The 19,517-nt window shown below is 60.9% G+C and carries 17 protein-coding genes and 1 pseudogene; 2 read left to right on the forward strand and 16 right to left on the reverse strand.

Annotated elements, in window-relative coordinates:
* Positions 1-61 precede the first annotated feature (61 nt).
* From AC4LE2_RS04295 to AC4LE2_RS04310, 4 genes are all read right to left on the reverse strand, one after another.
* On the reverse strand, positions 62-349 hold the full coding sequence (locus AC4LE2_RS04295) for a hypothetical protein (protein WP_491824312.1): 288 nt from the start codon (positions 347-349) through the stop codon (positions 62-64).
* Between the two features lie 69 nt (positions 350-418).
* On the reverse strand, positions 419-817 hold the full coding sequence (locus tag AC4LE2_RS04300; protein WP_491824313.1) for a DNA polymerase III subunit chi: 399 nt from the start codon (positions 815-817) through the stop codon (positions 419-421).
* 10 nt (positions 818-827) lie between these two features.
* Positions 828-1,256: a DNA polymerase III subunit chi gene (locus AC4LE2_RS04305; RefSeq protein WP_491824315.1), complete on the reverse strand. Its 429-nt coding sequence runs from the start codon at positions 1,254-1,256 to the stop codon at positions 828-830.
* A 47-nt stretch (positions 1,257-1,303) separates the two neighbouring features.
* Positions 1,304-2,788: a leucyl aminopeptidase gene (locus tag AC4LE2_RS04310; protein ID WP_491824317.1), complete on the reverse strand. Its 1,485-nt coding sequence runs from the start codon at positions 2,786-2,788 to the stop codon at positions 1,304-1,306.
* A 227-nt stretch (positions 2,789-3,015) separates the two neighbouring features.
* Here AC4LE2_RS04310 and lptF point away from each other — a divergent pair, with 227 nt between their 5' ends.
* Together lptF and lptG are read left to right on the forward strand one after the other, a co-directional pair.
* Positions 3,016-4,134, forward strand: a complete 1,119-nt coding sequence (gene lptF / locus AC4LE2_RS04315) for an LPS export ABC transporter permease LptF (protein ID WP_491828039.1) — start codon at positions 3,016-3,018, stop codon at positions 4,132-4,134.
* Positions 4,131-5,192 (forward strand): LPS export ABC transporter permease LptG, encoded by a 1,062-nt coding sequence (lptG, locus tag AC4LE2_RS04320; protein WP_491824319.1) that lies wholly within the window; start codon positions 4,131-4,133, stop codon positions 5,190-5,192. Before lptF ends, lptG begins: the two co-directional genes overlap by 4 nt.
* A 90-nt stretch (positions 5,193-5,282) precedes the next feature.
* Here the strand turns inward: lptG and AC4LE2_RS04325 are convergent, their stop codons facing one another.
* The 12 genes and pseudogenes from AC4LE2_RS04325 to gap form a co-directional block, all read right to left on the reverse strand.
* Positions 5,283-5,495 (reverse strand): cold-shock protein, encoded by a 213-nt coding sequence (locus AC4LE2_RS04325; RefSeq protein ID WP_003227496.1) that lies wholly within the window; start codon positions 5,493-5,495, stop codon positions 5,283-5,285.
* Between the two features lie 371 nt (positions 5,496-5,866).
* Complete coding sequence (gene gcvT / locus AC4LE2_RS04330; protein WP_491824322.1) at positions 5,867-6,988, reverse strand: glycine cleavage system aminomethyltransferase GcvT; 1,122 nt, start codon at positions 6,986-6,988, stop codon at positions 5,867-5,869.
* A gap of 31 nt (positions 6,989-7,019) precedes the next feature.
* The gene (locus AC4LE2_RS04335) at positions 7,020-8,396 is read right to left on the reverse strand and encodes an L-serine ammonia-lyase (protein ID WP_491824324.1); all 1,377 of its coding nucleotides are present in this window, start codon (positions 8,394-8,396) and stop codon (positions 7,020-7,022) included.
* Positions 8,397-8,457: 61 nt separating this feature from the next.
* Complete coding sequence (gcvP, locus tag AC4LE2_RS04340) at positions 8,458-11,316, reverse strand: aminomethyl-transferring glycine dehydrogenase (protein WP_491824326.1); 2,859 nt, start codon at positions 11,314-11,316, stop codon at positions 8,458-8,460.
* A 10-nt stretch (positions 11,317-11,326) separates the two neighbouring features.
* Positions 11,327-11,704 (reverse strand): glycine cleavage system protein GcvH, encoded by a 378-nt coding sequence (gene gcvH / locus AC4LE2_RS04345; RefSeq protein WP_491824328.1) that lies wholly within the window; start codon positions 11,702-11,704, stop codon positions 11,327-11,329.
* A gap of 242 nt (positions 11,705-11,946) precedes the next feature.
* Positions 11,947-13,464, reverse strand: a complete 1,518-nt coding sequence (gene gcsR, locus AC4LE2_RS04350) for a transcriptional regulator GcsR (RefSeq protein ID WP_491824330.1) — start codon at positions 13,462-13,464, stop codon at positions 11,947-11,949.
* Between the two features lie 81 nt (positions 13,465-13,545).
* Positions 13,546-13,905 (reverse strand): DUF5064 family protein, encoded by a 360-nt coding sequence (locus tag AC4LE2_RS04355; protein ID WP_491824332.1) that lies wholly within the window; start codon positions 13,903-13,905, stop codon positions 13,546-13,548.
* A gap of 136 nt (positions 13,906-14,041) precedes the next feature.
* On the reverse strand, positions 14,042-14,449 hold the full coding sequence (locus AC4LE2_RS04360) for a YbaN family protein (protein WP_491824334.1): 408 nt from the start codon (positions 14,447-14,449) through the stop codon (positions 14,042-14,044).
* Positions 14,450-14,510: 61 nt separating this feature from the next.
* Positions 14,511-15,101, reverse strand: coding sequence for a biliverdin-producing heme oxygenase (locus AC4LE2_RS04365; protein ID WP_491828040.1), 591 nt, complete (start codon positions 15,099-15,101; stop codon positions 14,511-14,513).
* 47 nt (positions 15,102-15,148) lie between these two features.
* Positions 15,149-17,395: pseudogene (locus tag AC4LE2_RS04370) on the reverse strand (TonB-dependent hemoglobin/transferrin/lactoferrin family receptor).
* A 198-nt stretch (positions 17,396-17,593) separates the two neighbouring features.
* Positions 17,594-18,100, reverse strand: a complete 507-nt coding sequence (locus tag AC4LE2_RS04375) for an RNA polymerase sigma factor (RefSeq protein WP_491828041.1) — start codon at positions 18,098-18,100, stop codon at positions 17,594-17,596.
* 164 nt (positions 18,101-18,264) lie between these two features.
* A complete protein-coding gene (gene gap, locus AC4LE2_RS04380) occupies positions 18,265-19,266 on the reverse strand; it encodes a type I glyceraldehyde-3-phosphate dehydrogenase (RefSeq protein WP_491824336.1) in 1,002 nt (333 codons plus the stop codon).
* Positions 19,267-19,517 lie beyond the last annotated feature (251 nt).

Consider the following 19,517-nt stretch of genomic DNA (forward strand, 5'->3'; position numbering starts at 1 on the left):
GCCAGGGTGTAGGCGGCGTCGGCCTGCCGGGCCCGTGCCCAGCAGCCGGTTGGCTGGAACGTTAGCGGCGTTGGTCTTCTGCCTGCTCGGCCTGCTGGCGCTTGCGCAGCCCGTCCAGGCGCAGGTGTTCGCGGCGCTGGGCAGCGCGCCACTGCTGTTGCCGGTATTCCGCTGCCCGGTTGGCCTGGCGGGCGTACTCAGCGGAGCGGCGGCGCTGCGTTTCGAGCTGCTTGTCCACTGCCACCACGGCATAGGGCTCGGCAGCGAGTGGGTGTGGGGTAAACGGAGCCTGTGCCAGCGTTGGCAGGCTTAGCACACTGAGTAGCAGGGCAAGGCAGGTAGGCTTCATCACATCCTCAGCACGTTGGGGTGTCTAGGCGTTGTATGAAAGGTAGTGGCGCGTGGTGATGCTGCAGGCTCAAGCGCCACCTGGGAGGTCCAGCAGGCGTTGCATCCGTGCCTCCAGCCGCCGCTTGATCTCGGTTTCGATGTGGGGCGCGAAGTCGTCGATCACGTCCTGCATGATGCGTTTGGCCGCTTCGCGTAGCTCGGCGTCCAGGTGCAGCAGGGTGTCCTGGCGGTTCTGCGCGGGTGAGGCCTGTACCGGCGCAACCGGTACCAGAGGTGTAGCCTCAGCCTGGGTCAGGGTGGGCGGCTCGACGGGCTCGGACAGCAAGGGTATGGCTTCCGGCGCCTGGTTTTCCACAGTTTCAGTGAGCACCGGTGGTTCGAGCGACTCATCCCCTAGCAAGCGGCGGATGGACTCCAGGTCGTCGAGCAGCTTGTGGGAGTTAGGCAATGGCGTGGGTTTATCCATGGGGAGGAACTCAGATACGCGTCAGGCGGTGGTCCTGTAGAGGATAGCCCTGTTCGCGATAGAAGCGGAAATTCTCCCGGGCTTGGTTGCGCACGGGCGGGTCGGCAATGACGATTTCTGCCACGCGGGCAAAGCGCCCTACGAAGCTTGGCACGGCCAGCGTGAGGTTGATGAGCAGGTCATCCTGTTCGCCAACGGGTTCATGCAGGCCAAGGGTCACAGGCGCTTCGCCCAACTGTTCGGCCTCGCTATGGGGCACGAAGCTTTCGCCTTTAAAGGCCCATAGGCGGGCATCCAGGGCTGCGCGTTGCTCTGCGTCCATACAGTGAATGTGAACCTGATGGCCAAGGCGCCAGGCCTTTTCGGCCAGTTTGCAGGCGAAATCCAGCCGCGCCGACGGCAGCGGGCTGGGCAGAATGTAGAAGTCGACTTGAGTCATGGCGGCAAGGCCCCTGGCCGGCGAGGGCGCCGGCCAGGGGCGTCTACTCAAACGGTGGCGCGGTCGAGCAGGTACTGGGTGAGCAGCGGGACAGGGCGGCCAGTGGCGCCTTTGTCTTTACCGCTGACCCACGCTGTGCCGGCGATGTCCAGGTGCGCCCAGTCGTAGCTCTTGGCGAAGCGCGACAGGAAGCAGGCTGCGGTGATCGTGCCGGCCTTGGGGCCGCCGATGTTGGCGATGTCGGCGAAGGGGCTGTCCAACTGTTCCTGATATTCTTCGAACAGCGGCAGCTGCCAGGCGCGGTCATCGGCGTTACGGCCAGCCGAGAGCAGGTCCTGGATCAGGCCGTCGTTATTACCCAGCAGGCCAGAGGTATGGCCACCCAGGGCTACCACGCAGGCGCCGGTAAGGGTAGCGATGTCCACCACTGCCTTGGGCTTGAAGCGCTCGGCGAAGGTGAGCGCATCGCACAACACCAAGCGCCCCTCGGCGTCCGTATTGAGGATTTCCACCGTTTGCCCGCTCATGGTTTCCACGATATCGCCTGGGCGAGTGGCCGTGCCGCTGGGCATGTTCTCGGCGCAGGCCATGATGCACACTAGGTTGATGGGCAGTTGCAGCTCCAGTACCGCACGCAGGGTACCGAATACGCTCGCGGCGCCGCACATGTCGAACTTCATTTCATCCATGTTGGCGCTGGGCTTGATGCTGATGCCGCCGGTATCGAAGGTGATGCCTTTGCCCACCAGCACGTAAGGTTGTTCGCTTTTGCCGCCCCCCTGGTACTGCGCGACGATTAGCCGTGGCGGCTGGGCGCTGCCTTGGCTGACTGCAAGGAAAGACCCCATGCCCAACTGCTGGAGTTTTTTCTCGTCATGCACCTCGACCTTGAGGTTTTTATGATCCTTGGCCATGCCTTTAGCCAGCTCGCCCAAGAATGTCGGGTGGCAGATGTTGGGTGGCATGTTGCCCAGGTCGCGCGTAAGGGTCATGCCCAGGCCGATGGCGCGTGCGTGCTGAAGGGCGCGCTCTACGTCCTCGACGTCAACTTTGGCGGTGACCAGTGTGATTTTCGTGAGGGCACGAGGGTCAGCTTTCTTGCTTTTATAGCGCTCGAACACATAGAAGGCATCGAGTAGGGTCTCGGCCAACAGGCGGGCCTTGGCGTAGGCACCACGCTCGGCGACCGTCACTTCATCCAGAGCCAGTGCTGCGTCGGCGCCACCCAGGTTTTTCAGGATCCCGGCCGCTGCGGCAATTGCCTTGCGCCATTGCCGGTCGTTAAGGGCGCCCTTGCCGACGCCTAGCAGCAGGACGCGCTCGGCTTTTACGCCAGGCAGGCTGTGCAGCAACAGGGTTTGGCCAGCCTTGCCTTCCAGGTCGCCGCGCTTGAGCACTGCGCTGATCGCACCGCTGCATTGCTCGTCCAGCTTGCGGGCAACAGCACCCAGTGCACGGCCTTCGCTGATTGGTACTACCAGGGTGGCGGTTTTTAGCGTTTCGGCGTTCAGGCTTTTTACAAGCAGTTCCATTTAGCGTCCTCAATCAGTTGTTCGACGTCCGCGGGGCGTATCGCACCGGTTTGCGCAGGCATAAGCGCTCAGTGTGAGCCTGAGCCTCTGCCGCTGACAACCCCGAGACGCGTAGCCAAGTGACAGCAACCCCTATTCACAGGATAATGCGCGCACTTTTTCCGTTGGGCCTGCGTACGCCACGCAGGCACATGGCCGCTGAGCCTGGTAACCCCGGAGTGTCTCGTTTGATCGTTTTCCGCTATTTATCCCGCGAAGTCTTGGTGACCCTCAGTGCCGTAAGCGCTGTGTTGCTGGTTATCATCATGAGCGGGCGCTTCATCAAGTACCTTGCGCAAGCCGCCAGCGGCGCCCTTGATCCGGGGGTGCTGTTTCAGATCATGGGCTATCGCCTGCCCGGCTTTTTGCAGCTGATATTGCCGCTGGGGCTGTTCCTGGGCATTTTGTTGGCTTATGGGCGGCTTTACCTTGAAAGCGAAATGACCGTGCTGTCCGCCACGGGCATGAGCCAGCAGCGTTTGCTGGCGATCACCATGGCCCCAGCTGCTGTGGTGGCGGTGCTGGTGGCCTGGCTCAGCCTGGGCCTGGCCCCGCAGGGCGTGGCGCGTGTGGCACAGATCCTCAACCAGCAGGACGCACTCACGGAGTTCGACACGCTCGTGCCCGGCCGCTTCCAAATGTTGCGAGACGGGTCTCGCGTGACCTATACCGAGGAGCTGTCAGAAGACCGGGCTAACCTCGGGGGGGTATTCATCTCCGAAAAGCGTGAGTCTGGCGACGGCAAGAAAGACCGGGGCATTTCCGTGCTGGTGGCCGATAAGGGCCGCCAGGAAGTCGACCCCAACGGTAACCGTTACCTGATTTTGGAAAACGGCTACCGCTATGACGGCAACCCAGGGCAGCCTGATTACCGCGCCATTCGCTATGACACCTATGGCGTCATGCTGCCGCGCCCTGAAGTGAGCGAAGAAATCAGCGAGCGCGAAGCCATTCCTACCCGCACGCTACTGGGGTCCTCCGAGTTGCGCGACCGCGCCGAGCTGCAATGGCGCTTGTCACTGCCCTTGCTGGTGTTCGTGGTCGCGCTCATGGCGGTTCCCCTGGCACGGGTCAACCCACGCCAGGGCCGCTTCCTTAAACTGTTGCCCGCGATTCTGTTGTACATGGCCTACCTCACCATCCTGATTTCCTTGCGCGGCGCCATTGAAAAAGGCCGCGTGCCCATTGGCTTTGGCTTGTGGTGGGTACACCTGCTGTTCCTGGCCATTGGCGTGGGCCTGATGGGGTGGGGGCCATGGCGGTTGTCGCGTTCACGCCAGCGTAGCCCGGTGGGGGTAGGCCAATGAGAAAACTCGATGGCTACATTGGCCGCAGCGTGTTCGTGGCCATCCTGGCGGTGCTGGGCATCATCCTGGGGTTGGCTTCGCTGTTTGCGCTGATCGACGAGTTGGGTGACCTCAGCGACACCTACGCCCTGGGCGACGCGGGCTGGTACGTGCTCCTTACCGCACCCCGCCGCCTGTACGAGCTTTTGCCCATGTCGGCACTCATCGGGTGCCTGATCGGGCTGGGCAGCCTGGCCAGCAGCAGTGAATTGACCATCATGCGCGCGGCTGGGGTGTCGGTGCCGCGTATCGTTTGGGCCGTCATGAAACCCATGCTGGTATTGATGCTCGCAGGTGTGCTGATTGGCGAGTACGTGGCGCCTCGTGCCGAAGACCAGGCCCAGGCTGCGCGCTCACTGGCGCAAGGCGGCGGCGATGCGCAAAGCGGCAAGCATGGCTTATGGCACCGGCAGGGCAACGAATACATCCATATCAACACCGTGCAGCCGCAGGGGTTGTTGTATGGCGTTACCCGCTATGAGTTCGATGATCAACGGCATTTGCTGCAATCGAGCTTTGCTCGCAAGGCGGTGTATGAAAATGGCCACTGGGTGTTGAGTGAAGTGACAACCACGCTGTTCAAGGGTGACCACACTGAAGTGGTGCCCGCAGAGACCGAGCAGTGGAATGTGGCCCTCACGCCTCAATTGCTAAGCACCGTGGTCATGGCCCCTGAGTCGCTGTCCGTCACCGGCCTGTGGAGTTACATCCATTACCTCAGTGCCCAGGGCCTGAATAGCGGCAAGTACTGGCTCGCCTTCTGGACCAAAGTGTTGCAGCCCTTGGTTACGGCTGCCTTGGTACTCATGGCGATTTCCTTCATCTTCGGGCCCTTGCGTTCCGTTACCCTCGGCCAGCGTGTGTTTACGGGCGTGCTGGTAGGTTTCGTGTTCCGCATTGCTCAAGACCTGCTAGGGCCTTCAAGCCTGGTGTTCGGGTTCCCGCCGCTGCTGGCAGTCGCCTTGCCCGCTACCGTGTGTGCGGTCGCAGGTGCCTGGTTGCTGCGCAGGGCAGGGTAGTGCGAGGGGCGTCGCGGTCTATGGGCAGTGGCGCCACGCAGGCGTAAAAAAGCCCCGGCTGTTTCCAGCCGGGGCTTTTCTATGAAGGGGTCAGGCTTCGGCTTGAACTTCGTCAGCCTGCATGCCTTTTTGGCCCTGCACGGCAACGAAGGTAACTTTCTGGCCTTCTTTCAGGCTTTTGAAGCCATTGCCTTGGATGGCACGGAAGTGTACGAACAGGTCCGGGCCACTTTCAGGAGTGATGAAACCAAAGCCTTTTTCATCGTTAAACCACTTGACGGTGCCGCTCTGACGGGTGCTCATATCTTATTCCTTGGAACTCAAAATTAGTGTCAGCTGTTCTTCGACATTGAATGAACGCTGTTGCTGGTTGCAGGAAAGTAAGAGCCGTCGAACGGGTTGTAGCAAAGCCTCGCGCTACTGCCCAGGTCACGAACCATAGCGACCCATGCAAACACAGTGGGGCTGACTCTACGCTAACTTCAGCTGGAAAAACAAGCCCTGAAAGAGCCCGCAATCACGCGTTTTTCCTGCTTTTTCGATGCCCTTATTCCAACTTTGCTACACAACAACGGCTTCGTTATTCCGGATCGCAAACAGCTGAAACGAATATGCAAACATAGCGCCATGACCCTTTGGTTACAGCGCTTGGACAGGCGACCACTTGTACAACCTCAGCCTCTGTAATAACGCTGCGGTACAAAGGGCGTACGGGCAACTTTCACGGCGACAGGTTTGCCCCGGACTAGTGCATGCAACTCTGTATCCAACCCACTGAGGTGCGTTTCTATCAAGGCCATGGCAACAGGTGCGTTTAACGTTGGGCCAAAACCACCGCTGCAGACTTGGCCAACTACCCTGCCGTTGGCATCGACCACCTCAGCGCCCTCACGAACAGGCATCCGGCCTTGTGGCAATAGGCCCACGCGCTTGCGTGTTACACCCTCTCGTTGCTGTGCATAAAGACGTTCGGCGCCTGGAAAACCACCCGCGCGTAGGCCATCAGCTCGGCGCGCCTTGGAAATTGCCCAGCCCAGGCTGGCTTCGATAGGCGTAAGGCTGGCGTCCATGTCATGGCCGTAGAGGCATAGCCCGGCTTCCAGCCGCAAGGAATCGCGCGCACCCAAGCCAATGAGTGCCACTTCAGGCGCTTCCAGCAAGCGTTTGGCGAGGCGCTCGGCCTGCTCGGCCGGCACAGAGATTTCAAAACCGTCTTCGCCGGTATAGCCCGACCGGCTCACGTAGCAGGCCGCGCCGTCCAGTTCCACGGCAGCGAACTGCATGAACGTCATGGCCGCAACCTCTGGCTGCAGGCGGGCCAATACGTCGACGGCCTTAGGGCCTTGCAGCGCGAGTAAAGCCCGCGCTTCGAACAAAGGCTCTATCTCGACGCCAGTGCCCAGGTGTGCTCGCAAATGGGCCAGGTCAGCGTCTTTGCAAGCAGCGTTGACGACAAGAAACAGTTCGTCGTCGGCCAGTTTTGCAACCATCAGGTCATCGAGGATACCGCCCTGCTCATTGGTGAACACGGCATAGCGCTGAGTGCCGATGGGCAGGTCAATGATGTCTACCGGCACCAAGGCTTCCAGGGCAGCCGCCACCTGGGGGCCGCGCAGGCGAATCTGGCCCATGTGGGACACATCGAACAAGCCCGCCTGCTCGCGGGTATGGAGGTGCTCCTTGAGCACGCCCAAGGGGTATTGCACGGGCATGTCGTAGCCCGCGAAGGGCACCATGCGTGCACCCTGTTCCAGATGAAGGGCATGCAGCGGTGTTGTTAACAAGACATCGGGCATTGCTTGACTCCTTGCGCCGCAGCCGTGGCTGTCAGCATTCGATAATGTTTACCGCCAGGCCGCCGCGAGCGGTTTCTTTGTATTTGCTTTTCATGTCGGCACCGGTCTGGCGCATGGTGCGTATCACTTTGTCGAGCGATACAAAGTGTTGCCCGTCACCGCGCAGTGCCATGCGCACCGCATTAATGGCCTTGACCGATCCCATGGCGTTGCGCTCGATGCACGGCACCTGCACCAGGCCGCCAATGGGGTCGCAGGTGAGGCCAAGGTTGTGTTCCATGCCAATTTCGGCAGCGTTTTCAACCTGATGCACATTGCCGCCCAGCACCTCGCACAGGGCGCCTGCGGCCATTGAGCAGGCCACGCCTACCTCACCCTGGCAGCCCACTTCCGCGCCGGAGATTGACGCGTTCTCTTTATAGAGGATGCCGATGGCGGCGGCGGTTAGCAGGAAACGGATCACCCCATCCTCGCTGGCGCCGGGGACAAATCGCCGGTAGTAATGCAGCACGGCTGGCACAATTCCAGCTGCGCCATTGGTAGGTGCAGTGACAACGCGGCCGCCGTTGGCGTTTTCTTCGTTTACCGCCAGTGCATAGAGGTTCACCCAGTCCAGCACTGACAGGCTATCGCGCAGGGCTGCTTCGGGATTGCTGCGTAATTGACGGTACAGCCCGGCGGCGCGGCGCTTTACTTTCAAGCCGCCTGGAAGGATGCCTTCATTCTCGCAGCCTGCGGCCACGCACTGCTGCATCACTTGCCAGATATGCAGTAGCCCGGCGCGGGTCTCGGCCTCGGGTCGCCAGGCCGCTTCGTTAGCGAGCATCACGTCGCTGATGGACAGCTGCTGCTCTGCACAATGGGCCAGCAATTGCTTGGCAGTGGTGAACGGGAAGGCCAGCGGTGTGACGTCAGCGACGATGCGGTCTGCCCCTGCAGCGCTTTCATCCACTACAAAACCACCCCCGACGGAATAGTATTCGCGGCTGCGCAACTGAAGGCCGGCGCTGTCGAATGCGCGGAAAATCATGCCGTTGGGGTGATAGGCCAAGGGCTTGCGAATCATCGCCAAATGCTGTTTTTCGACGAACTCAATAGCGTGTTCGCCCAGTAACCGCAACCGGCCACTAGCACGAATGGCCGCGAGCCGGGCATCGATAGTGGTCGTGTCAATGGTGTCCGGCTGTTCGCCTTCGAGCCCCATCAACACCGCCTTATCGCTGCCATGGCCCTTGCCTGTGGCACCCAGCGAGCCGTACAGCTCCACTTTGACGTGGGTCACGCTGGCGAGCAGGCCGTCGCGGCGCAATCCTTCCACGAAGCGCACGGCCGCACGCATCGGGCCCACGGTATGAGAGCTGGACGGGCCAATACCGACCTTGAACAGGTCGAACACACTCAGGGACATGAGCCCTCCAAAGACAAACCGGTGAAGACCAGAAAGGGGCGGCGCCTGCCGCCCCGTGGAATCACGCTTCCTGGTACGACTCGATGGGCGGGCAGGCGCACACCAGGTTACGGTCGCCGTACACGTTGTCTACCCGGCCCACCGGCGGCCAGTACTTGCTTGGGCGCAGGCTCGCGAGCGGGTAGGCGGCCTGCTCGCGGGAGTAGCTGTGAGACCAGTCGCCCATCAGCTCTTCGGCCGTGTGTGGCGCGTTTTTAAGCGGGTTGTCCTCAGCGTGCAAGGCGCCGCTCTCGACCGCGCGAATTTCTTCACGGATGCAGATCATCGCGTCGCAGAAGCGGTCCAGCTCTTCCTTGGCTTCGCTCTCGGTGGGCTCGATCATCAAGGTGCCTGCCACCGGGAAGGACATGGTCGGGGCATGGAAGCCAAAGTCGATCAGCCGCTTGGCTACGTCGTCCACGCTGATCCCGCTGCTGTCCTTGATAGGGCGCAGGTCCAGGATGCACTCGTGAGCGACCAGGCCGTTACTACCGGTGTAGAGCACGGGGTAATGTTCCTCGAGCCGCCGAGCGATGTAGTTGGCATTGAGGATGGCCATTTGTGAGGCACGCTTGAGCCCTTCGCCACCCATCATGCGGATGTACATCCAGGTGATCGGCAGAATGCTTGCGCTGCCGAAGGGTGCCGCACACACGGCGCCACCCTTGCGTTCAAGCTGGGCATGGCCGGGCATGAAGGGCGCCAGGTGCGCCTTCACGCCAATGGGGCCTACGCCTGGGCCGCCACCACCGTGGGGGATGCAGAAGGTTTTGTGCAGGTTCAGGTGGGACACATCACCGCCAAACTTGCCCGGTGCGCATAGGCCCACCATGGCGTTCATGTTGGCGCCGTCGATGTACACCTGGCCGCCGTTGTCATGAATGATCTGGCAGATTTCACCAATGCCTTCCTCGAACACGCCATGGGTGGACGGGTAGGTAATCATCAAGGCTGCCAGGTGGTCCCGGTGTTGCTGGGCCTTGGCGCGCAGGTCGTCGATGTCCACGTTGCCGCGGGCGTCGCAGGCAGTGACGATCACCCGCATACCGGCCATGTGCGCCGTGGCGGGGTTGGTGCCGTGGGCGGAGGAGGGGATCAGGCAAAGGTCACGCTGGCTGTCGCCACGGCTCTGGTGATAGGCACGGATCGCCAACAGGCCTGCGTACTCACCTTGGGAACCGGCGTTTGGCTGCAGCGACACGGCGTCATAGCCGGTAGCGGCACACAGCATGGCTTCCAGCTCTTGGGTGAGCGTCTGGTAACCCTGGCTTTGCTCGGTGGGTGCAAACGGGTGCAGGTTGCCGAACTCTGCCCAGGTCACCGGGATCATTTCGCTGGCGGCGTTGAGCTTCATGGTGCACGAGCCTAGCGGGATCATGGTGCGGTCCAATGCCAGGTCTTTGTCTGCCAGGCGACGCAGGTAGCGCATCAACTCGGTTTCAGAGTGGTAGCGGTTGAACACCGGGTGGCTGAGGATTGCGCTCTGGCGCAGTTGGCCCTTGGGCAACGCGCTGTCGGTTTGGGTGGCCAACTGAGCGAAGTCAGGTTGCTGGCCGTTGCCGAACAAGCCCCAGAGGGCTTCGACGTCAGCCTGGCGGCTGGTTTCATCCAGGGACAGCCCTACGCGTTGCTCATCGACCTGGCGCAGGTTGAACCCGGCAGCGCGCGCTGCGGTGTGCAGGCGTTCGGTGTTGCTACCGGTACGCAGGGTCAAGGTGTCGAAGAAGCAGGTTTGCTCCACCTCAACGCCTAGCTCGCGCAGGCCAGCGGCAAGGATGGCCGTAAGGGCATGGGTACGTTTGGCGATGCGTTGCAGCCCTTGTGGGCCGTGGTATACGGCAAACATACTGGCGATATTGGCCAACAGTACCTGGGCCGTGCAAATGTTGCTGGTGGCCTTTTCCCGGCGGATGTGCTGCTCGCGGGTTTGCATCGCCAAGCGGTAGGCAGGCTTGCCATGGCGGTCGATGGAGACCCCCACCAGACGGCCAGGCATGTCCCGCTTGTAGGTATCGAGTGTGGAGAAGTACGCCGCGTGCGGGCCGCCGAAGCCCAGCGGGACCCCAAAGCGTTGCGCGCTGCCAATGGCGACGTCTGCGCCAAACTCACCAGGCGGCGTTAGCAGGGTGAGGGCCAGCAGGTCAGCGGCGACCGCCACCAGGGCCTGGCTGGCGTGAAAACGCTCCACCACGGCAGCGTAATCGAGCAGATCGCCGTTGCTGGCAGGGTACTGTAGCAGCGCGCCAAAGAAGCGGCTGGTGTCTTCAAGGGTGTGTTCATCAGCCACCACCACCTCGATGCCCAGTGGCTCGGCACGGGTGCGCAACACGTCCAGGGTTTGCGGGTGGCAATGCACCGAGGCAAAGAACGCATGCGCTGCACGGTTCTTGGACAAGCGTTTGCAGAAGGTCATGGCCTCGGCGGCGGCGGTGGCTTCGTCCAGCAACGAGGCGTTGGCGATGGGCAAGCCGGTCAGGTCGCTGACCAGGGTCTGGAAATTAAGCAGGGCTTCGAGACGGCCTTGGGAAATTTCTGGCTGGTAGGGCGTATATGCGGTGTACCAGGCCGGATTTTCCAGCAGGTTGCGCAGGATAGGGGCTGGCGTGTGGGTATTGTAATAACCCTGACCGATCAGGCTCTTAAGCAGCTGGTTTTGCCCGGCAATGGCTTTGAGTGCGGCCAAGGCATCGGCCTCGCTCTGGCCGGCGCTGTCACCGAGCACACTGGTGCCCTTGATGCTTTCCGGGATAACCGCAGCGGTGAGTGCATCCAGGCTGTCGAAGCCGAGGGTGCCAAGCAGGGCCTGTTCGTCGGCCGCGCGTGGGCCGATGTGGCGGCCAATGAATTCGTTGTCGGTAGTCAGTTCAACGTCAAACGGCATGTGTATGTCCTCAACCCTGGCGAGCGATCAATTCAGCGTAGGCGGTCTGGTCCAACAGGCGGTCTAGTTGCGTGGCGTCGGTCGGTTTGAAGCGGAAAAACCACCCATCGCCCAGTGGCGCCTCGTTGACCTTCTCAGGTGCGTCGTCCAGCGATGGATTGACGTCGATCACCTCTCCTGCCAATGGCATGTACACGTTGCTGGCGGCTTTCACGGATTCAACCACGGCCACTTCGTCATGTTCGGCATACCCGCCAAGCTCTGGCAACTGCACGAACACCACATCACCCAGGGCTTCTTGAGCGAAGGCCGTGATGCCAACGGTGTAAGTACCATCTGCTTCCGCGCGCAGCCATTCGTGGTCCTGGGTAAAACGCAAACCGCTCATCAACACTCCTAAACGCCTATTGGCACAAAGACAGGTGCGCCCGCGAGGCAGGCAAGTGACTGACTGCATTGCAATTTAATTGCCAACACCGCCAATGCCCGCAATTACAGGGGATTTGAGTCACTGCGCGAACAGTAACGCGGACGACTGTAGCGAAATGCGTACAGGCATTTTTTGAAAAGCCATAAACACTGGGTACACAGCTGTAAAGAAGTCGATACGGCGTAACGGGAACGTTCCGCTCAGTCAGGGCGGTGGGCGCCTGGGATACCGTATTTGCGCAATCGATTGGCGATGGCGGTATGGGAGGTGTGAAGACGGGTCGCGAGTTGGCGGGTGGACGGGTAGTCCACATAGAGTTTTTCAAGCAAGGTGCGTTCGTAGTCTTCCATGGCCTGCTCCAGGCTGAGGATCTCGCGGTCGCGTTGTTGGGCGACTGACGTGCCGGCGATGTCCAGGTCACCGATGTCTACCAGGGTGCTCTCGGAAATCGCCGCCGCGCGGAAGATAACGTTCTGTAACTGCCGCACATTGCCGGGCCAACGGTTACCCAGCAGGGCAGGGTAAGTGCCGGGGGCCAAGCGACACACCGGCCGGCCGATCTGGGCGCACGCCTGGCGCATGAACCAGCGGGCTAGCAGGAGAATGTCCTGACCACGGTCACGCAACGGCGGCACATTCAGGTTGAGTACGTTGAGGCGGTAGTAGAGGTCCTCACGAAACGTGCCCTCATTGACCATCTTGCCCAAGTCCCGGTGGGTAGCGCTGAGGATGCGTACGTTCACCTTGACCTCCCGCTCACCCCCGACCCGCCTGAAACTGCCATCATTGAGAAACCGCAGCAGCTTGGCTTGCAGGTACAGGGACATCTCGCCGATCTCGTCCAGAAACACCGTGCCTTGATGCGCCAACTCCATCAGGCCAGGCTTGCCTCCCCGCTGCGCGCCGGTAAACGCCCCAGGGGCGTAGCCAAACAATTCGCTTTCAGCCAGGTTTTCGGGCAAGGCGGCGCAGTTCAATGCGAGAAAGGGCGCGCTGTGCCGGGCGCTGGCCCCATGACAGGCGCGGGCGACCAATTCCTTGCCGGTGCCTGTTTCGCCTTGGATCAGCAGCGGCGCGTCGAGGGTCGCGATGCGCTGCGCCCGTGCCTTTAGCTGACGGATGGCTGCTGATTCTCCTAGTAGCGCCTCGAAGCCCTCGGCGTGGTCATGGTGCAGTGCTGCCAGGCGCTCACCGATCCGATTGGGCGGATACAGCGTTAGCAAGGCGCCCGCATTGGCAATGGGCGTTGCTTCAAGCAGCAGGGTTTCACCTTCGATGGACACTTCTCGCAAGGGCATGCGAAAGCCATTGTCCTGTAGCGCTGCCAACAGGGCCGGGTCGTCGAACAGTTGATCCACCGGCAGGCCCGCTGGCTCACTGCCATACAACGACAGCATGGCCGGGTTGGCGAGCAACACCTTGCCTGAGGAGTCTACTGCCAACACCGGATCGCCCATGGCTGCCAGCAAGGCGTCCAGCTGCAAATGCCGGCGCTGCCCCGGCAGGATGTCCACCACCGTCACGGCTTGTACGCCGTTTACGCTGAACAGCGCACCGCGTAGTTCGTCGAGCACCGCTGGGCTTAGCGTCGGGGCGTCGATGTAGACGTTGGGCGGCACCATTTCGACTGCATCAAGGTTCAGGTGGCGGGCGCCCAACAGGGCTAGCACCTCTTGGGTGATGCCGACGCGGTCTTGAAAGCTGACGTGTATACGCATGAACAGAGGCAGGCCTGGACGGCTGAAGGCAGGAATTATGCCTCGCCGCTGGCTGGGAAGGAACCGTTGCCGGTTGGCCTGTCATAGGTGCGGCAAATGCGCTGTCGCAATGGCGTCGCCGCTGTGTCGTCCTAGCGTGCGCTGGATGTCGCTGAACATTGCGTCGTATTCATGATGAGCGCGTAGCGCCAGTGCCTGCGTGGTGGGCAGGCCATGTTGCCGGGCCAAGTGCTCAAGGTCGCTGGCGAAGTTGTACGCCAGGTCGCTGGGGAGGTCGAAGTGTTGGTCCAGGGGCGCGCCAGCAATGTCGCCTGTGACCTGAAAGTGCATGACCGTGCCTTCACTGGCCTGTTGGGGCGCGTAGGTGATGTCCAGGCGGTAAGCAACCTCTGGCGTTTGCACGGGCGTGTGTTCCAGATGCAGGTGGCCAGGTTCGAACATGACGGAGCTCCTTGATAGGGTGCCCCGAGGGCAACGGGGCATTGCTACCCAGCATAGCTGCCCGCACGAAAAACCGTTTACGGCGTGCATGGCACCGTCAGTTGCTTCTGATTCAGCTTCTCCCGAGAAAGGGTTACTAAGGCTCGGAAACTTTTAGAGCTTCTGGACGAGACCAGATCCACAGGTTGACCAGCACCATGCCGCCGATCGCGGCATAGATCGGCCAATAATGCCGCAGCATCAGCCACATCAGGGCGGCACAGACCAGCATGCTCAAGGTGGCTGCGAGCTTGGATTTGCGGGTGATGACTTTGCCGTTGCGCCAGTTACTGATGATGGGCCCAAACACTTTATGGCCTTCGAGCCAGGCCGCGAGGCGAGGGGAGCTGCGGGTAGCCGCCCAGGCGGCGATCAGGATGAACTCGGTGGTGGGCAAGCCAGGAATGAAAATCGCGACGATGCCGATGCCAAGGCATACATAGGCGAGCAGACCGTAGAGGATACGGGCCAGACGGGAACGCTGAGAGGGAAGCTGGTGGGCCATTGATACCGAAGGCTTGTCTGTCCGGCCCCGCCCATGACGGGGCCCAGTGGTGAGTCCAAGCCTAGGCATGCGCGAAGGCCGCTTGAAGCAATAGCGTGAAGCGTTCAAAGGCCGCCAAGGCACCTGCCTCGGCCAATGCATCTTCCTGATCGGTTAGCACCAGGTTGTCCAGGACCTGTGTAAACGCCTTCCAGCCTGCCGCACGGCCCCCATCAGGCTCGGCCAAGTGTCGCGCACCATGGTCAGGGCCAAGCCCTAGCGCTTGGGCTCGTTTTATAAGGAATGCGGCGCCGAGTTTCGACCCTTCCGAAACAAAAAGCCAGCCTATCGCCTCACCAATGTCCAAGGCGAAGGGCGCCCCAGGCAGTGGGCCAGGGACCTCAAGGCCTAGGTCCGTCAAGTCGGCCAGGGCCTGCCTGGCTCGGCAACGCGCCGGTAAATCGCGGAAAAAGGCCATCAGGCGGGGGTCGTTGTACAGCGGTAGCAGCTCAGCCTGAAAACTGTACTGGGCGCAGACGAAGCGGCCGAACCCTGCTAGGTCGTCGAAAGGAGCGTAGGCCTTGACCAGGCGGTCCAGTGCCGCATGCGGCCCATGGGTAGCGCTGTTCAGGCGCTGAGAGCGAAGCGGGTTTACGGCAGGTTCAGCGGTGATGGCAGTTGTGCTAGTCATCGAAGAGGCTCCAGGAAGTGACCAAGGAATCAGATGTTCCACACCAGGTTGAGAGAGAGGTTGCGCCCTGGCTGAGTCAGGCGGCCCAGGTTGGCGGGGGCGGTGACCGAGGCTTCGCCAACGCTGTCGTAGCCGCGCACGTCGTCCCATAGCCAGTATTTTTTATCGGTGAGGTTGTACAGCCCGGCGCTGACGGTCAGGTCGCCGGTCAGGTTGTAATAACCGGAGAGGTCCAGCACACCGAAACCAGGCGTAGCGAACAGGCCGCCGCCATCGGGGGTATTGAATGTGCTTTGATCTACCCGAGTCTTGCGCTTGGCTACTGTCCAGGTCAGGAGTGTGCCGTAACGAGGTTGCTCATAGCCCAGGCCCACTATGGCGGTGAGAGGGTTGATGCTGTTGAGGGGCTTGCCGTTATCGTCGTTGCGCCCATAGGCATAGGCGAGCGAGCCTTGGGTATACAGGCCACCGGGCGCGCCGAAGGAGGCCAGGTTCAAGCGCCCTTTGGCTTCGGCGCCGCGAATCGTGGCGTGCTTGATGTTGTTGCTTTGGAAGGTAAGGTCGCTATAGCCCGGTTTCAGGGCTTTTTCGTCGATGAAATCTCGATACGTGTTATAGAACACCGCCAGCTCGAAATGGCCGATGTCGAAATAACCTCGCAGGCCTGTTTCGAAGCTTTGGCTTTTTTCCGGCTCCAGATTGGGGTTGGGTTCGACGGTATATGAGCGGTCGGCGCCTTCGAAACGCCCGTACAAGGCCTTGGCGGTGGGCGTGCGGAAACCTTCGCCGTACTGGCCATACCAACGCGTATGTTCGGTCAGGGCATAGGTGATGCCCAACTTGGGAGACAGCCGCGCCCAGGCTTTGTGTTGGTCGCTGTACTGGGCAGGGTTGTCCAGCGTTCGCAGAAATGCATCGGTCAGGTGCGGTTGTAGGCGGGTATAGTCGTAACGCGCCCCAGGCAGGATTGACCAGTCGCCCAGGCGGATCTCGTCTTGGGCGAACAGGCTGAACGTGTCTACGGTCGGGTCTGGGAAATCGCTTTCCGGGGCCAGGTAGTCCGAGCTGCTAGGTGCCCCCGGGCTGCATTTCGCGCCCGCTGCCACACAGATGCCGTGGCCGGAGCGTAGCCCGGTAACCTTCTGCCGCTTCAGGCTCAAGCCATAGGTGAGGTCGTGGTCGAGGGTACCGAGGGTGAAGGCTTTTTAAAGCTGGCTCTCGAAAGCCCACTGGCGATCCTGGTAGCGCGTATTCCGGTATCGCAGCACCTCGCGGGTGTATGGCGCATACAGCTCGGCGGTGGCTTGATCGGTGTTTGCCTGTTGATAATTCAGGCTCCACGCAACTTGGTCCGCCCACACGCTATCGAACGTAGTGGTTTGGGCGATGCCGAAGCGTTCGCGTATCAGGGTGTCGTCCGTGTTGCGCCAACGATAAAACCCCAGCGGCCTGCCATTGGCGAAGGGGCCGCCGTAAACGCTTTTGATATCGCCTTCGGTAATGCCTTTGTAGCGCTCGTAGGTGAGCGCCAGGCGGCCCTCTTCGCTGTAGTCCCAGCCTGCCTTGGCCAATACGTTGGTGCGGCGCACGTTTTCAGGGTTGGCGGCGGTACGGGCGAGGCCGGTGCCGTGGTTCTCGCCAAAGGCTTTGGTTTGGTGGCCGTCGTGTTGGCTTAGGTGCAGCAACGCATCGAATTTGCCATGACGCCCGGCGAAGGTCCCGGATTTCAGCCAGCTGTTGTCCCTGGAGCTATAGCCGGCTTTCAAGCGAGCGCCGGCCTGTTCGCCTGGCTTGATGATGTCTTCGGGGTCGAGGGTGAAGTAGCTTACAGCGCCTCCGATAGCGCTGCTGCCATACAGCGAGGAGTTCGGGCCGCGCAGGATCTCCACGCTTTTGAGGATCTCGGGGTCGACGTAATTGCGTTGGGTCTGGGCGTAGGGGCCGAAGAAATAACTGTCTGGAATGGCCACGCCGTCGATCTGGGTGAGCACGCGGTCCCCATCGATACCGCGAATATTGAAGCCGGTGATGCCTGATCGCTGCCCGGTACCGCCCACGCTGATGCCGGGTTCGTAGCGTACCAGGTCCTGGATCGTGTTGACGTTGCCTCGATCCAGCCCCTGGCGGCCAACTACACTGACACTGCCAGGCACTTCCGTAACGGCTTGAGGGCGACGGGTTGCGCTGACAGTGACCGGGGTCAGCTCTACCGCCATGGCGCGTGCTGGAGCCTCAGCGCTACCGCCGTCGCTAGGATCCGCGCTGGGCTCGGCCATTGCTGGCACCGCCACGGTGATAGCGGCGGCGAACAGGGCGCCAGGAAATACTGAGTAGTGCATTGAAATCTCCGTCTTGATGCGAATAAGTTTCATTGGCAGGAAGACGAGACGAACGAGTACACCAATCGCGTAAATTTTTATAGCAACGCTGGTAGCAATGGTCTGTTGCCCAGCGTGCCAGCGGGCACGACCGGGTCATTCATCCAACGCCTCTGTACACAACTGCATGATGAGCTTGAGCTGCTTTTGCACGGTGCTGGTAGACACACCAAGCGCTTGGGCGATGGCCACGCTGGGCTGTGCGTTAACCCGGCCACGCATGAAAATGTCCCGTTGGCGCGGGGTAAGGCACGCTACTTTCTCGCTTACACGTCGCAGGGCCCGGTCAGCGTGGGCAATCTCTTCGGCGCCGCTGCGTGCTTCAGGCAAGTTGTGCAACTGCTCGACCGGTATGTCTTCGTCCAAGGCGCGGGCGTGCCGCCGCTGTGCCCGAAGATAGTCAAGGGCCAGGTTGCGTGCGGTCTGGAAAATGAAGGGTTCGAGGTATTCCACCGGGCGCGAGGCCAGGGCGCTGGATACCCGCAGCCAGGTTTCATGCAGCAGCTCTTCGGCCACCCCGTGATTACGGACGATGCCTTGGAGGGTGCGTAGAAGGCTTAGGCGTTGGTCAATAAAGACCGTGTTGAATTGAGACTGGCGCACAACGGTGACCTGACTAAGGCAGAAGATGATAATCCTTCTCATTCTTCATCCTGGTCAAGCCGCGACGCTTGAGGTTGACTCTGTTTTTATTTCAGCATGTTGATAGAGGTGTCGGCTACCTCAGGGCGAGGCAGCCGGGGGTGTGCAGCCATGGCCGCTTCAGGTCATTTGGCGTTCATCAGCGCCAGGCAGTTGTCGAGCATGCGGTTAGAGAAGCCCCACTCGTTGTCATACCAAGCCATGACCTTGACCATGCGGCCGTTCACCTTGGTGTGGTTGGCGTCGAAGATCGACGACAGCGGGTTGTGGTTGAAGTCGCATGACACCAGCGGCAGCGTGTTGTAACCCAGCACCTTGGACTCTTGGGCCTCCGCCTTGAACAGGTGGTTGATTTCCTCGGCAGTGGTATTCCGGCCTACGTTCAGGGTGAGGTCTACCAGGGAGACGTTGATGACCGGTACCCGTACGGCCATGCCGGTCAGCTTGCCGGCCAGTTGCGGAAGCACCAGGCCCACGGCTTCTGCTGCGCCGGTTTTGCTCGGGATCATCGAGTGAGTCGCCGAGCGTGCACGGAAGGGGTCGCTGTGATACACGTCGATGAGGTTCTGGTCATTGGTGTAGGCATGAATGGTCGTCATCAAGCCCTGCTCGATGCCCAACTCGCGATCCAGGATTTGCGCCACTGGTGCCAGGCAGTTGGTGGTACAGGAGGCATTGGAGATCACCTGATGCGCCGCGGTCAGGGTGTCATGGTTAACCCCGTACACTACGGTGGCGTCTGCGCCTTTGGCAGGGGCGGAAATAATCACTTTGCTAGCACCGGCCGTAAGGTGGGCTGCGGCTTTTTCGCGGCTGGTGAACAGCCCGGTGCACTCGAAGACCACGTCTACGCCTTGGGCCTTCCACGGCAACTCGGCCGGGTTGCGGATGGCCGATACGGAGATTTTGTCACCGTTGACGCTCAGGCCGTTTTCGTCATGTTCCACCGTCGCGTCGAAAGCACCGTGAACAGTGTCGTACTTGAGGAGGTGGGCGTTGATCTCGCTGTCCCCCAAGTCGTTGATGGCAACTACCTGTAGGTCTTGGCGGTAGCCTTGGGTATAGAGTGCACGCAGTACGTTGCGGCCGATGCGGCCAAACCCGTTGATCGCGATGCGAATAGTCATTGGCAGTACCTACTGTCAGATTGTGAGCATCCCTGGCAGGTGATCGAAAAACCTGTCGCAGGGCAGCGGTGTTGTCAGAAACAGCCTAGCCTAGGTTTTTGAAAGGCCTGCTAGCCAGTAAGCCGTGTCGTCAAACTCTGTTTTGTTGTTGGAATTACAAGATTATTCGCATGAAAATAGAATACAAGCCTTTTTAATGGCAGAATTTTGTTTTATCTACAACGCGTGACCGGTACGGCTCTGTCTTTTGA

Source organism: Pseudomonas sp. 9.3L, assembly GCF_058536285.1.